General features: G+C 42.3%; 9 protein-coding genes, 1 tRNA gene and 3 pseudogenes. 9 read left to right on the forward strand and 4 right to left on the reverse strand.

All coding sequences use genetic code 11. The annotated features are described in order from the left end of the window. Nucleotides 1-68 precede the first annotated feature (68 nt). Nucleotides 69-1,255 (forward strand): annotated as a pseudogene (locus tag DXA05_RS21550) (OmpA family protein). Between the two features lie 162 nt (nucleotides 1,256-1,417). Here the strand turns inward: DXA05_RS21550 and DXA05_RS21555 are convergent. The 3 genes from DXA05_RS21555 to DXA05_RS21565 form a co-directional block, all read right to left on the reverse strand. Next, nucleotides 1,418-1,675 (reverse strand): DNA-binding protein, encoded by a 258-nt coding sequence (locus DXA05_RS21555; protein ID WP_284515655.1) that lies wholly within the window; start codon nucleotides 1,673-1,675, stop codon nucleotides 1,418-1,420. Nucleotides 1,676-1,976: 301 nt separating this feature from the next. Next, nucleotides 1,977-2,678 carry a hypothetical protein gene (locus DXA05_RS21560; RefSeq protein WP_074708743.1) on the reverse strand — a complete coding sequence of 234 codons (702 nt, stop codon included), beginning with the start codon at nucleotides 2,676-2,678 and terminating at the stop codon, nucleotides 1,977-1,979. Between the two features lie 37 nt (nucleotides 2,679-2,715). Continuing rightward, a complete protein-coding gene (locus DXA05_RS21565) occupies nucleotides 2,716-3,174 on the reverse strand; it encodes a hypothetical protein (protein WP_004314381.1) in 459 nt (152 codons plus the stop codon). Between the two features lie 281 nt (nucleotides 3,175-3,455). Between DXA05_RS21565 and DXA05_RS21570 the strand changes: the two genes are divergently transcribed. Then, entirely contained in the window at nucleotides 3,456-5,879 is a 2,424-nt protein-coding gene (locus tag DXA05_RS21570; RefSeq protein ID WP_128859617.1) for a DUF2339 domain-containing protein, read from the forward strand. Nucleotides 5,880-5,973: 94 nt separating this feature from the next. Here DXA05_RS21570 and trpS read toward each other — a convergent pair whose 3' ends face one another. Beyond that, complete coding sequence (trpS, locus tag DXA05_RS21575) at nucleotides 5,974-7,068, reverse strand: tryptophan--tRNA ligase (protein WP_004314379.1); 1,095 nt, start codon at nucleotides 7,066-7,068, stop codon at nucleotides 5,974-5,976. Nucleotides 7,069-7,495: 427 nt separating this feature from the next. Here trpS and carB point away from each other — a divergent pair. The 7 genes and pseudogenes from carB to DXA05_RS21610 all read left to right on the forward strand — a co-directional run. Beyond that, a pseudogene (carB, locus tag DXA05_RS21585) lies at nucleotides 7,496-10,716 on the forward strand (carbamoyl-phosphate synthase (glutamine-hydrolyzing) large subunit). Nucleotides 10,717-10,959: 243 nt separating this feature from the next. Further along, a complete protein-coding gene (yaaA, locus tag DXA05_RS21590) occupies nucleotides 10,960-11,733 on the forward strand; it encodes a peroxide stress protein YaaA (RefSeq protein ID WP_128859619.1) in 774 nt (257 codons plus the stop codon). A gap of 3 nt (nucleotides 11,734-11,736) precedes the next feature. After that, on the forward strand, nucleotides 11,737-12,291 hold the full coding sequence (locus DXA05_RS21595; protein WP_008641864.1) for a sugar O-acetyltransferase: 555 nt from the start codon (nucleotides 11,737-11,739) through the stop codon (nucleotides 12,289-12,291). Between the two features lie 56 nt (nucleotides 12,292-12,347). Further along, nucleotides 12,348-12,536, forward strand: a complete 189-nt coding sequence (locus DXA05_RS26560) for a hypothetical protein (protein ID WP_009038970.1) — start codon at nucleotides 12,348-12,350, stop codon at nucleotides 12,534-12,536. 67 nt (nucleotides 12,537-12,603) lie between these two features. Next, nucleotides 12,604-12,678, forward strand: a tRNA-Val gene (locus DXA05_RS21600). A 142-nt stretch (nucleotides 12,679-12,820) separates the two neighbouring features. Further along, nucleotides 12,821-14,167 carry an adenylosuccinate lyase gene (gene purB, locus DXA05_RS21605; protein ID WP_128859620.1) on the forward strand — a complete coding sequence of 449 codons (1,347 nt, stop codon included), beginning with the start codon at nucleotides 12,821-12,823 and terminating at the stop codon, nucleotides 14,165-14,167. A 74-nt stretch (nucleotides 14,168-14,241) separates the two neighbouring features. Then, nucleotides 14,242-14,672 (forward strand): annotated as a pseudogene (locus DXA05_RS21610) (pseudouridine synthase); the annotation flags it as partial.

Raw genomic sequence — 14,672 nt, forward strand, 5'->3', positions numbered from 1 at the left:
TTCGGTTCGTGTTATTTAAATAGTTCAACAAAGAAAAAGATTTAAATAACCACTTAACTATTAGGTATATGAAAAAGATTCTGATGTTGCTGGCATTTGCCGGCGTTGCGTCTGTCGCTTCTGCGCAGCAGACAATGACTGTAACTGAATACGAAGTGATTCAGGTACAAGATAAATATCAAGTAATAACTAATCCTTTCTGGAGTAACTGGTTCTTCTCTGTAGGAGGCGGCGCCAGGTGCTATATGGAAACAATGACCATATCGGCAAATTCAGAGACCGTGTTGCTCCTACATTTAACGTGTCTGTCGGCAAATGGGTAACTCCGGGATTCGGGCTGCGTTTGCAATACAGCGGATTGCAGGCAAAAGGATTCACTACCAGCGAAACTGCTAATTATGTAGTGGGTGGTCCGAGAGAAGACGGTTCTTACAAACAAAGATGGGACTACATGAACTTGCATGGTGATTTGATGATTAACCTGAACGCACTTTTCGGTGGATATAATCCGAACCGCGTATATGAAATTATCCCTTATATAGGTGCCGGCTGGGCTCATGCTTATTCTCGTCCTCACACTAACTCCGCTACTTTCAATGCAGGTATTATCAACCGCTTCCGTTTGTCGAATGCTGTTGACTTGAATCTGGAGTTGAGTGCAACAGGTCTGGAAGGCAAGTTTGACGGAGAACATGGAGGTAGACCCGATTATGATGGTATCTTAGGTGCTACCCTCGGTGTGACTTATTACTTCCCTACTCGCGGATTCCAACGTCCTACTCCACAGATTATCTCTGAACTTGAATTGAATCAGATGCGTAATCAGATGAATGCAATGGCAGCAGCTAATATGCAATTGCAACAACAGTTGGCAAATGCACAACAACCAGTAGAAGTAGAAGATACTGAAGAAGTTGTTATCACAGATACTAACATTGCTCCGCGTACCGTATTCTTCAAGATCGGTTCTGATAAATTATCTCCGCAAGAAGAAATGAACTTGTCATATCTTGCCAGCAAGATAAAAGAATCTCCGAATGCTACATACACAATCAACGGATATGCTGACTCTGCAACCGGTACTCCTGCTTTCAATCAGAAGTTAAGTTTGGAACGTGCACAGGTTGTTAAAGACTTGTTGGTTAAGAAGTATGGCATCTCTGCCGATAGACTGAAAGTTGCAGCCGGTGGTGGTGTTGACAAATTCGGTCAACCGATTCTGAACCGTGTAGTATTGGTAGAATCTGCACAGTAATAAAAAGTAAAAAAGCGATTTCAGCATTCAGCGATTCTCTGTAATCGCTTGCTGGAAAGAGATAGCGGCTGAAAGCGAACCCTGAAAAGAGGGGTTCATGCTTTCAGCCGCCTTTTTTATATCTGTTCTTTGGGGGTATCTCCTCTGATATTTTGTTTTAGTTTATTTGACAGGCTGATAATCTCTGGACTTTCCATAAAATCCTGGGGCCGGCACATAAATAGGTTGACTGGGAATGCCGATATTCTGCGGCTTGCCTTCCTGACGGAGTCGGCGAATATGAATCATGGCTGTGGAACGTACCATCGTGATGCCTTGAAAGTCGGAACGTTGCATAATCTGATGATCGCTGAAATACTCTTTTAGCCGCATGTCTATCTCTATTTCCGATAATTTGGCAGAGTGCTTGACCCGCTTCATTTGCTTTATTTTTATATATCCGACAGATTGTTTCAACTTCTTGTCCGAACGAAACTGTATCGCTTTTAATTTTACTTTTGAATTTCTGCGGGGAGTATCTGCAGAGATCTGTTCAATCGGATTTGTAATCCGATTGCTTTGAGCATCAGGATTTTCAATCCGAACTATATAAAGTATAGGTGTATTGCGGATTATAAATCCTGATACTCGGAGAACGGCGGATTGCAAATCCGCCGGGACGCATAATGTTTGGTAACTAGCTAACCTTCCGCTGTTATTTTTTCTAAGTATATGTCCTTCTTTAGCTAAATATCGGCAATGAGACTTTCAAATTAGGATATTTGTCACCCAATTGTTTCAAGAAGTCATTGCCAATGATAATATCCTGTATTGTTTCTTGTAGATCTGTCGGAATCTCCGGGATATTTGTAAATATCAGACAGGAGTAGATAATGAGTTCAACAGGTTTCTCGTCGGTTTGCAATGAAAGTTTGTATGCTTTCACGTTGTTTCCTCTGGCTTGTGCCTGTGCTTGTACTTGTCCCTCCATAGGAATTGCGATGAGACGGGAATTTTCAAGACGCGCCTGATTGAATACAAAATGATTGTCGATTTCTCCATCTGTGTCTGTATCGAATAGGTGCAGATTGTCTCCGCTCAATACCAGATATTTGGGAGTTTGTACGGTATTGAAACGTACAGTTCCTAAGGTGGCCATTCCTTTCAGCTTATCTTTCATTCCGTCTTTGAGTGCGGATGCTACACCATACTCATTGCTGGCATAGTTGAAAGCGTCAATTTTTTCTTCTCCCATAGCTTCTTTCAGGAAAGATAAATCAGAGTTTAAGCAGAGGTTTTTATACTGTTCTGCATTTGCAAATTCAGCTTTGAAATCGGTGTTGTTCACTACTTGTGCCTGTTGCGAGTTTTTCTTTTTCATGTAAAACCAGTATCCTAGATATAGAACAATGAAAATGACCGGAACAAAGGTGTAAATAGACATAGTTTGTACTTTTTAATGTTATTAATAATGGTTTGTTTTATACTTCCACGGGTTTCACTTCTTTCTTTTTTCCAGGAATACATCCCCAAATGATAAGGGCAATTATAAGAAGTCCGACAGCTTTACCGCCATAACGGGAATAGAAGCTGACCTTGTTCAACTTCTCTCCATCCAAATTATTTTCTTTTAGGATGGTAGCCAGTTGTTCTTCCGTCAGTTCATAGTAAGTGTCTTCCTTTTCGCAATAGCCGACCAGGCGAGGCTCTTTCTCTATGTATAGAGGGAGAAGGTAAGCGATGTTGAACTCCTGATGGAAAGTTGCCAGATCAATGTAGTTTCCATCGTCTGTTTGGTACTCTTCGGTATCAGGCAAATCTGCTACTTTGGTTAATACTTCGCGGTCGCCGAAAGGGATTTTTAAACCACGTGCGGATACTGTTTGGCAAGATAAGAAAAGAATGCCGCCAAGTGCAAATAGAAATTTAAGGTGCTTCATGCTTCTTGTGTTTAAGTGAATAATTTGTGTGATTTTTATTGATATTGTGGCAAAGATAGGAAAAAGAAGAATAAAAGCCGTATAATTGTTTGAAATTTGTAAGCTCTATTCTTTTTTATAAAATGAGGAGATTTTTTTCCTGATTTAGAGGATTTGTATCCTGATTTATGCAATTGATGTAAAATTGCATTGTTGGGATAATCCAAATAATTTAATAACAATTGATTGGAGCTATTAATAATTATCTATATTTGTGCTATAGAACTCAAATCTGGAATATTATGGACGACTTTAATACCGTATATGCACTACTCGTTTTAGTTATGTTATTTATTTTATTGAGTAGGTTGGACAATCGCTTCGGAAAAATAGAGAAAGAGTTGAATGAGATGAAGAAACGGATGGAAGATTATCTCAAGGTTCAGCAAAATTCTGTTGCTGAAGCCTCCAAGCCGAAAGAGGAAATATCAGAAAAAGAAACAAAAGATATTCCTGTGATGCCTCAAGCGGCAGAGCATGTTAAGGTAGTAAAGACCGGACAACGAGAAGAGACTGTTCAGGAAAAACACGAATCGGTTGTTGAAGCAGTTGTCCGTGAGACATTGGAAAAGACGCCTGAAAAGACGCTTGAAACGAGAATGGAGGAAGTTTGCGTAGAGGCTGTTCGGAAGGAATCCGCTGAATCTTCGACTGTGCCAGTTGTACCGGTTACTCCGGCTACTCCGGTTGTTCCGGTTGCCCCGACTGTTCCGAAACAAAAGAAGCAGGTGAACTATGAAAAATTCATTGGTGAGAACCTTTTCGGAAAGATTGGTATCCTTATATTTGTAATCGGTGTAGGTTTCTTTGTAAAGTATGCCATTGATAAAAACTGGATTAATGAAACCTTCCGTACCGTGCTTGGTTTCTTGACGGGAGCTGTATTGCTGGCTGTTGCCGAACGGTTGCAAAAGAAATACCGAACCTTCAGTTCGCTGCTTGCGGGTGGTGCTTTCGCTGTGTTCTATCTTACAGTTGCCATTGCTTTCCATTATTATCATATTTTCTCGCAGACTATGGCCTTTATCATTCTGATTGGTGTCACAGTGTTTATGTCTATTCTGTCTGTGGTATATAATCGGCGTGAGTTGGCTATCATTTCTCTTGTAGGAGGCTTCCTTGCGCCATTCATAGTGAGTAGCGGGGAAGGAAGTTATTTGGTACTGTTCACTTACGTGAGCATATTAAATCTGGGTATGTTCGGACTTTCCATTTATAAAAAGTGGAGTGAACTTCCAATGATTTCATTTGTCTTTACTTGCCTGATAATGGGAATCTTTCTTTTGTTTAACTATACCTCTAGTTCTACGGTTATTTCGAACCATCTGTTTTGGTTTGCTACTCTGTTCTATTTTATCTTTCTACTTCCGGTGTTTTCTATCCTTCGTGGAGAGAATATGCGGACGATGAGCCGGGGATTAGTATTCGTTATTATAACGAATAATTTTATCTATTTACTTTCAGGAGCCTTATTCTTGCGGAATATGGGATTATCTTTCAAAGCAAGCGGCTTGTTGAGCCTGTTTATCGCACTCGTTAATTTAGGACTGGTGCTTTGGCTCTGGAAGAACCGCAAAGAGTATAAATTTCTGGTTCATACCACACTGGGGCTTGTATTGACATTTGTCTCCATTACAGTTCCGATTCAACTGGACGGAAACTATATAACCTTGCTTTGGGCATCGGAAATGGTATTGCTGTTGTGGCTCTATGTTAAGTCGAAAATTAGAGTATATGAGTATGCGGCTAAAGTTCTGGTAGGACTCACTTTCGTTTCTTACTTGATGGATGTGTATAGTGTGATGTTTGAACATCATTCCTTGGATACAATTTTTCTGAATAGTTCATTTGCCACCTCTTTGTTTGTGGGATTAGCGACAGGAGCATTTGCTTTATTAATGGAATATTATCATTCCTTCTTCTCTACGGCACGCCGGTTGAAATACAGCTTCTGGAATCCTTTTATGCTTATCGTCTCCGTAATCATACTTTATTATACATTTATGATGGAATTCAATTTGTATTTTGAAGGGACGACGAGAAGCGGAGCTATGTTCTTGTTTACAGCCATATCCATTTCGAGTGTTTGCTATGCTTTCAGAAAACGATTCCCGATAACGAAACATCTCACTTCTTATATCTTGACTATCGGGGCAAACGTACTTGTATATATTATAAATATATGGGGCGACCAGAGAATATGGACTTCCCCTCCTGTTGTACTACCATGGCTGACAGCTGTGTCCGTAATAGCGAATTTGTATTATGTAGCACGTATGTACTATACATCAATCGGCATAAAATCCCGTTTTACCGTATATCTGAATATTCTTGCCACGCTCCTTTGGCTGACAATGGTACGCTCTTTCCTTTGGCAAGTAGGAGTGGACGATTTCAGTGCCGGGCTGTCACTCTCATTAAGCATTGCCGGGTTCGTCCAAATGGGGTTGGGCATGCGCCTGCATCAGAAACTACTCCGCATGGTGAGCCTTGCGACTTTCGGATTAGTCCTGCTCAAACTCGTCTTTGATGATTTATGGGCTATGCCGACCATTGGCAAGATTATTGTATTTATCATTCTGGGATTGATATTGCTGATACTTTCATTCCTTTATCAGAAACTAAAGGATGTGTTGTTCAAGAATGACGAGGAAGAAACAAACTGAATCTTTGAAAAATATCCGATAAGAAAGGCTGCCTGTTCTACAAAAGAAGGGCAGCCTTTACCTTATAATTATGTTTATTCCCAGACGAAATCTTTTACTCTTGCGAGAAACGTTTCACCTGCTCTTCGATTAATTCCTTATCATCAAAATAATTAATCTTCATCGCCTTCTTCACGTCAGCCAAAGTCTCGGCGGCCGCAGCCCTTGCCACTTCGCAGCCTTGCTGAAGCATCTCGTAGATAGCAGGGATATCCTTGCTGAACTCCTTGCGACGATTGCGAATCGGTTCCAAAGTCTCCTGCATGATGGAATTTAGGAAACGTTTTACTTTCACGTCACCCAATCCGCCGCGTTGATAATGTGCTTTCAGTTCTGCCAGATTCGGATAGTCCGGTAAATAACGTTCGAAATGTTCGGGGAGGCAGAAAGCATCCAGGTAAGTAAATACCGTATTACCTTCAATTTTTCCCGGATCTTGTACGCGGAGATGTCCCGGGTCGGTATACATACTCATGATTTTCTTTTGGATTTCTTCCGGTTCTTCCGAAAGGTAGATGCAGTTTCCGAGCGATTTACTCATTTTAGCTTTACCGTCAGTTCCCGGAAGACGCAGACAAGCTGCATTGTCCGGCAACAGGATTTCCGGTTCTACCAATGTCTCACCATATATATAGTTGAAACGGCGAACGATTTCGCGAGCCTGTTCGAGCATCGGTTCCTGGTCTTCACCCACAGGGACAGTCGTTGCGCGGAATGCTGTAATGTCTGCTGCCTGGCTGATGGGATAAGTAAAGAAACCTACGGGAATACTTGCTTCAAAGTTACGCATCTGGATTTCCGATTTCACAGTCGGGTTACGTTGCAGTCGGGATACGCTGACAAGGTCCATATAATAGAAACTAAGTTCGCATAGTTCCGGTATTTGCGACTGGATGAAAATCGTAGCTTTAGTCGGATCAATACCACAAGCCAGATAATCAAGAGCAACTTCGATTACATTCTGACGCACCTTTTCCGGATTGTCTATATTGTCTGTCAATGCCTGTGAATCGGCAATGAAGATAAACATCTTACTATAATCACCTGCGTTTTGCAGGTCAACTCTGCGTTTCAACGAACCTACATAGTGACCGATATGAAGTCTTCCGGTAGGACGGTCGCCCGTCAATATGATTTTTTCTTTTCCCATATTTATTACCTTATTATATAATGGCGACAAAGATAAGGATAAAAACTGAAAGAAACATCAAAATGCAGTTACTTCATGATTTGTGCCTGCTTAAGATAAGAATGTAATCATTAAAAGCCAATGGAAAAACGACTGTTTCATTAACACGGTAAATTATTTCAGTAAAAAAGTGAACGTATCTTTTTGTCATGTGCAAAATATGTCGTTACTTTGCACAAATTTTGAAGTCAACAATGAATCAACAGGAAATTAGAAGCAAGTATTATTTACATTCGGATGTTTTTCATCCCGAAACGAAAGTCTTCTTCTCTTATTTCCAAAAACGATATTTTAGTTCTTTGGTAATGCGTTAATCCTTTTTTGAGGGTAACGCATTTTTTTTTATGGACGAACTTAGAAATAACAACTTATTATAACAACAAAAGAAATGGAAAAGGAAATCAAGAAAGTTCTCGTTTTGGGTTCTGGAGCACTCAAAATCGGACAAGCCGGAGAGTTCGACTACTCTGGTTCACAAGCACTGAAAGCTTTGAAAGAAGAAGGTATCAGCTCAGTATTGGTAAACCCGAACATCGCAACCATTCAGACTTCTGAAGGTATTGCCGACAAAGTGTATTTCCTTCCCGTAAATACTTATTTTGTAGAAGAAATTATCAAGAAAGAACGTCCCGACGGTATCTTGCTGGCATTCGGCGGACAGACTGCATTGAACTGCGGAGCTGAACTCTACACGCAGGGGATTCTTGATAAATACGAAGTGAAGGTGCTTGGTACATCGGTAGAAGCCATCATGTATACGGAAGACCGCGACCTGTTCGTGAAGAAACTGGATGAAATAGAAATGAAGACTCCGGTAAGCCAGGCGGTAGAAAGCATGGAAGATGCCATTGCGGCTGCCCGTAAGATTGGTTATCCTGTCATGGTGCGTTCGGCTTATGCATTGGGAGGTCTTGGTAGCGGTATTTGCGCTAACGAAGAAGAATTCCTGAAACTGGCTGAAAGCTCTTTCGCATTCTCCAAACAAATCCTGGTGGAAGAATCTCTGAAAGGTTGGAAGGAAATCGAATTTGAAGTGATCCGGGACGCTAACGACCACTGCTTCACAGTAGCCAGCATGGAGAATTTCGACCCGTTGGGTATCCATACCGGTGAATCTATCGTGGTAGCTCCTACTTGCTCGTTGGACGATAAGGAGCTGAAAATGTTGCAGGAACTGTCTACCAAATGTATCCGTCATCTCGGCATCGTAGGTGAATGTAACATTCAGTATGCTTTCAATTCAGATACAGACGATTACCGTGTCATCGAAGTAAACGCCCGTTTGAGCCGTTCTTCCGCTTTGGCTTCCAAGGCTACCGGTTATCCGCTGGCATTTGTTGCAGCTAAAATCGCATTGGGATACTCACTCGACCAGATTGGTGAAATGGGAACTCCGAACTCTGCATACGTAGCTCCTCAACTCGATTACTATATCTGTAAAATCCCTCGTTGGGACTTGACGAAGTTTGCCGGTGTATCTCGTGAAATCGGTTCAAGCATGAAGTCGGTGGGTGAAATCATGTCTATCGGCCGTTCTTTCGAAGAAATCATCCAGAAGGGTCTCCGTATGATCGGTCAGGGAATGCACGGTTTCGTTGGAAACGATGAATTGCACTTCGACGACCTCGACAAAGAACTTTCCCGTCCGACCGACCTGCGTATTTTCTCTATTGCACAAGCAATGGAAGAAGGTTATACGATTGAACGTATCCACGATCTGACAAAGATCGACCGTGGTTCCTCGGCAAACTGAAAAATATCGTAGATTACAAAGCTAAACTGTCTGCATATAATAAGGTAGAAGATATTCCGGCCGACGTAATGCGTGAAGCGAAAATATTAGGTTTCTCCGATTTCCAGATTGCTCGTTTCGTACTGAATCCGACCGGAAACATGGAGAAAGAAAACCTTGCCGTGCGCGCTCATCGTAAAGCAATGGGTATCCTTCCGGCTGTGAAACGTATCAACACCATCGCTTCCGAACATCCGGAACTGACTAATTATCTGTATATGACTTATGCAGTGGAAGGCTACGATGTAAACTATTATAAGAATGAAAAATCAGTAGTCGTACTGGGCTCGGGTGCTTACCGTATCGGTAGCTCTGTAGAATTTGACTGGTGCTCGGTGAATGCAGTTCAGACTGCCCGCAAACTGGGTTACAAGTCTATCATGATTAACTACAACCCTGAAACGGTTTCTACTGACTATGATATGTGCGACCGTCTCTACTTCGACGAGCTTTCGTTCGAACGTGTACTCGATGTAATCGACCTCGAACAACCTCGTGGTGTGATCGTCTCGGTAGGCGGACAAATCCCGAACAACCTGGCTATGAAACTTTACCGTCAGTCGGTTCCTGTATTGGGTACTTCTCCAATTTCTATCGACCGTGCTGAAAACCGTAACAAGTTCTCTGCTATGCTCGACCAACTGGGTATCGACCAACCGGCTTGGATGGAACTGACCAGTCTTGAAGAAGTGAAGGGATTTGTAGAAAAAGTAGGCTACCCGGTATTGGTTCGTCCTTCTTACGTCCTTTCAGGAGCAGCAATGAATGTTTGCTATGACGATGAAGAATTGGAGAACTTCCTGAAGATGGCTGCCGAAGTTTCTAAAGAATATCCGGTTGTTGTTTCCCAGTTCCTTGAAAATACGAAAGAGATTGAATTTGATGCCGTTGCACAGAATGGTGAAGTGGTAGAATACGCAATCTCCGAACACGTAGAGTTTGCGGGCGTTCACTCCGGTGATGCTACGTTGGTATTCCCGGCACAGAAGATTTACTTTGCAACAGCTCGTCGCATCAAGAAGATCAGCCGTCAGATTGCTAAAGAACTCAATATCTCCGGTCCGTTCAATATCCAGTTCCTGGCTCGTAACAACGAAGTGAAAGTAATCGAATGTAACTTGCGTGCTTCTCGTAGCTTCCCGTTTGTTTCTAAAGTTCTGAAACGTAACTTTATCGAAACTGCTACCCGCATCATGCTGGATGCTCCATACTCACGTCCGGATAAGTCAGCATTCGATATCGACTGGATTGGTGTAAAAGCTTCTCAATTCTCTTTCTCTCGTCTGCACAAGGCTGACCCGGTATTGGGCGTAGACATGTCTTCTACTGGTGAAGTGGGATGTATCGGTGACGATTTCTCTGAAGCATTGCTGAATTCAATGATTGCTACCGGATTCAAAATTCCTGAAAAAGCAGTGATGTTCTCTTCCGGTGCAATGAAGTCGAAAGTAGATTTGCTGGATGCCAGCCGTATGCTGTTTGCTAAGGGCTATCAGATTTACGCAACTGCCGGAACAGCAGCTTTCTTGAACGCTCACGGTGTAGAAACGACTCCAGTTTACTGGCCGGATGAAAAACCGGGTGCAGAGAACAACGTCATGAAGATGATTGCTGACCATAAGTTTGATTTGATCGTTAACATTCCGAAGAATCACAGCAAGCGTGAGTTGACGAACGGTTATCGTATCCGTCGCGGTGCAATCGATCATAACATTCCGTTGATTACCAATGCTCGTTTGGCAAGCGCCTTTATTGAAGCATTCTGCGAATTGAAACTGAATGATATTCAGATTAAGAGCTGGCAGGAATATAAATAAAAACAGCTTTAGCTGTCTATTAGATAAGGAGAACTCTCTCTTTGGCTTGTCCAAAGGGGGAGTTTCTTTTTTATTAGTAAATATAGCACATCAGAGTGTGTTCTATATAGGGAGTGTTTTGTTATTAATAAATGATTAAAGTTAATTATTGGTTGAAACTAAGTAGAATCTGTCTATCCATCAGTAAGAGAAGCGATTTATTTTTTATTTTTGTTTCTTGAAAAGATAAAATCAGATAAAACAATGTTAGTACTTCTATCTTGTGCCAAGACTATGAGTGAGACTTCAAAGGTGAAAGTACCTTTGACGACAGTTCCACGATTTCAAAAAGAAGCTTCCGGGATTGCTTTGCAGATGTCACAGTTTTCGGTGGATGAACTGGAACGCCTGTTGCGTATAAATGCCAGGATGGCGGTGGAGAATTATAAGCGTTATCAGGCTTTTCATGCAGAAGACACCTCGGAACTGCCCGCTTTGCTGGCTTATACCGGAATTGTATTCAAGCGACTGAATGCAAAGGATTTCTCGAAAGAAGAATTTGAATATGCGCAGGAACATCTGCGGTTGACTTCTTTCTGTTATGGGTTGTTGAGGCCTTTAGATGTCATTCGTTCCTACCGCTTGGAAGGAGATGTAGTGTTGCCGGAACCGGGTAATCAGACCATGTTCTCTTATTGGAAATCCTGTCTGACGGATGTTTTCATCGAAGATATAAAGAAAGCGGGAGGCATACTCTGCAATCTGGCTAGCGACGAGATGAAAAGTTTGTTCGATTGGAAGCGTGTGGAGAGAGAAGTACGTGTCGTTACTCCCGAATTTCAGGTGTGGAAGAACGGGAAATTAGCTTCGATAGTGATCTATATCAAGATGTCCCGTGGTGAAATGACGCGGTTTATTCTGAAGAACAGAATCGAAAATCCGGAGGATTTGAAAAGCTTCTCCTGGGAAGGATTCGAATTTAACGAATCTCTTTCGGATGAAAAGAAGTTTGTATTTACTAACGGTAAAGAAATATAAAGTATGACGGAAGTAGAAAAGATGCGTAGTAGCCAGTTGGCTGATATGGCTGCGCCGGAATTGCAGGTGCGTTTTGAACATGCCAAGAAGCTGCTGGCGCGTATGCGGGGAATGAGCACTTATGATGCGGGGTATCGGGAATTATTGGAAGAACTGGTACCGGAGATTCCTGAAACTTCAATAATCTGCCCGCCTTTCCATTGCGATCATGGAGACGGAATCAAATTGGGTGAACATGTATTTGTGAATGCCAATTGCACTTTCCTGGATGGAGGATATATCACGATAGGCGCCCATACGCTGGTTGGACCTTGTGTGCAGATTTATACGCCGCATCATCCGATGGATTATCTGGAAAGAAGAGGCTCTAAGGAATATGCTTATCCGGTGACGATTGGCGAAGACTGCTGGATTGGTGGCGGTGCTATTATCTGTCCCGGCGTGACGATTGGCAATCGCTGTGTGATAGGGGCGGGGAGCGTTGTGACGAAAGATATTCCCGACGACAGTGTGGCAGTCGGGAATCCGGCACGTGTTGTTCGCAAACAGGTTGTTTAACGTTTGACCGGAAAAGTTATTTCCCGGATTTAAGCGTTCCTGCGTTACTATCTTTATTGGGAATTCGTTTTCCTGCAGATTCTATTTTAATTATTAATGATAGAAAAAGAGGCGCGACTATCTTTATTTTGTTCTGTTTATTAGATGAACCGGAAGAAGTGAAAGTGGCAAGAAAAAAGTTTTTATTATTATTTGCTGATAATCAGAGTGTTTCTTTATTTGATGAAAACTTTCTTGAAAAATAATACATGAAATGTTTGCAGAATTCAAAAAATGCCGTACCTTTGCATCGCTTTTGAAACGGAAGTGTACGGGCGTTTAGCTCAGCTGGTTCAGAGCATCTGCCTTACAAGCAGAGGGTCGGCGGTTCGAATCCGTCAACGCCCACACCAAAAAGGAAGTCTTACGAAGAAATTCGTGAGACTTTTTTTATTTCTTACCTCTTTTATACAAACTTTCTTTCTCCTTTTATCTTATAACTCAGGAAAAAGAGTTAATTTTGCAGTCTGATAATTATCTAAGAAAACGTATGGAACTTGATGTATTAACGGCCATATCTCCGATTGATGGTCGATATAGAGGCAAAACTAAAGCTTTGGCAGCTTATTTCTCTGAATTTGCACTGATTAAATACCGTGTACAGGTAGAGGTGGAGTATTTTATCACCTTGTGCGAACTTCCTTTGCCGCAATTGAAAGGAATCGATAGTAGCGTGTTTGAAACTTTACGGAATATCTACCGTAACTTCTCCGAAGCAGACGCACAACGCATTAAAGATATCGAAAGTGTAACTAACCACGATGTGAAAGCCGTAGAATATTTCCTGAAAGAAGAGTTTGACAAGATGGGTGGAATGGATGACTATAAAGAGTTTATCCACTTCGGACTGACTTCTCAGGATATTAACAATACGTCTGTTCCTCTTTCTATCAAAGAGGCATTGGATCAGGTTTATTACCCGTTGATTGAAGAGCTGATTGCACAGTTGAAAACCTATGCGACAGAATGGGCTAACATTCCGATGCTTGCCAAAACTCACGGTCAGCCGGCTTCTCCTACCCGTCTGGGTAAAGAAGTGATGGTATTTGTTTACCGTCTCGAACGTCAGTTGGCTATGTTGAAAGTATGTCCGCTTACCGCTAAGTTTGGCGGTGCTACCGGAAACTACAATGCGCATCACGTGGCTTATCCTCAATATGACTGGAAACAATTCGGCAATCGGTTTGTTGCAGAAAAACTGGGACTGGAACGCGAAGAATATACAACGCAGATTTCGAACTATGATAACCTCTCTGCTGTTTTTGATGCTATGAAGCGTATCAATACCATCATGGTGGATATGAATCGTGACTTCTGGCAGTACATCTCTATGGAGTACTTCAAGCAGAAGATCAAAGCCGGAGAAGTAGGTTCGAGCGCTATGCCGCATAAAGTGAATCCGATTGACTTTGAAAATGCAGAAGGTAACCTGGGCATAGCAACGTCTATTCTGGAACATTTGGCTGTGAAGCTTCCTGTTTCCCGTTTGCAGCGTGACTTGACAGACTCAACAGTGTTGCGTAATGTCGGTGTACCTTTCGGTCATATCGTGATTGCCATCCAGAGTTCTTTGAAAGGATTGCGCAAACTGTTATTGAACGAACCGGCTATTTATCGTGATTTGGATAATTGTTGGAGTGTAGTGGCAGAAGCTATTCAGACCATCCTGCGCCGTGAGGCTTATCCGCATCCGTATGAAGCTTTGAAAGCGTTAACCCGCACCAACCAAGCTATTACAGAAAGTTCTATTAAAGAGTTTATCGAAGAATTGAATGTAAGCGAAGATATTAAAAAAGAGTTAAGAGCAATCACTCCCCATACATATACGGGGCTTTAATTGTTTACTTATATAATAAACGTGTTTTTTTAATAGGCCGTGAGGCCAAAGTCTAATTTTATTCGAATAAAAAAATGAGCACAGAAAACGAAGAATGGCGCGAAAATTCTTTCAATGAAGAGAATACAGGTGCCGGCCGTGATGGTAACAGGTCTTACAACAGAGAAGGTGGAGAACGTCCGTATCGCCCTTCTTACAACCGTGAAGGCGGGGATCGTCCGTATCGCCCGCGATTTAATGCCAACAATGAAGGAGGCGAACGCCCGCAGCGTTCGTACGGTGACCGCTCTTATGGCGACCGTCCCCAACGTCCTTCTTACAACCGTGAAGGTGGAGATCGTCCGTATCGTCCTCGCTTCAATAACAATAATGAAGGAGGTGACCGTCCTCAACGTCCTTACAACCGCGAAGGTGGTTCTTATGACCGTCCTCAACGTCCTTCTTACAACCGTGAAGGTGGTGACCGTCCTTACCGTCCCCGCTTCAATAGCGGCGAAGGTGGTGA

This window comes from Bacteroides sp. AM54-2NS (assembly GCF_003602935.1).
In the GTDB taxonomy this organism is placed as follows: Bacteria; Bacteroidota; Bacteroidia; order Bacteroidales; family Bacteroidaceae; genus Bacteroides; species Bacteroides xylanisolvens.

Excerpts from the sequence above, each read along its gene's own strand:
- DXA05_RS21565 (WP_004314381.1), bottom strand. The coding sequence starts at position 3,174 with ATGAAGCACCTTAAATTTCTATTTGCACTTGGCGGCATTCTTTTCTTA.
- trpS (WP_004314379.1), bottom strand. The coding sequence starts at position 7,068 with ATGGGAAAAGAAAAAATCATATTGACGGGCGACCGTCCTACCGGAAGA.
- purB (WP_128859620.1), top strand. The coding sequence starts at position 12,821 with ATGGAACTTGATGTATTAACGGCCATATCTCCGATTGATGGTCGATAT.
- DXA05_RS21555 (WP_284515655.1), bottom strand. The coding sequence starts at position 1,675 with ATGAAGCGGGTCAAGCACTCTGCCAAATTATCGGAAATAGAGATAGAC.
- yaaA (WP_128859619.1), top strand. The coding sequence starts at position 10,960 with ATGTTAGTACTTCTATCTTGTGCCAAGACTATGAGTGAGACTTCAAAG.
- DXA05_RS21570 (WP_128859617.1), top strand. The coding sequence starts at position 3,456 with ATGGACGACTTTAATACCGTATATGCACTACTCGTTTTAGTTATGTTA.
- DXA05_RS21595 (WP_008641864.1), top strand. The coding sequence starts at position 11,737 with ATGACGGAAGTAGAAAAGATGCGTAGTAGCCAGTTGGCTGATATGGCT.
- DXA05_RS21560 (WP_074708743.1), bottom strand. The coding sequence starts at position 2,678 with ATGTCTATTTACACCTTTGTTCCGGTCATTTTCATTGTTCTATATCTA.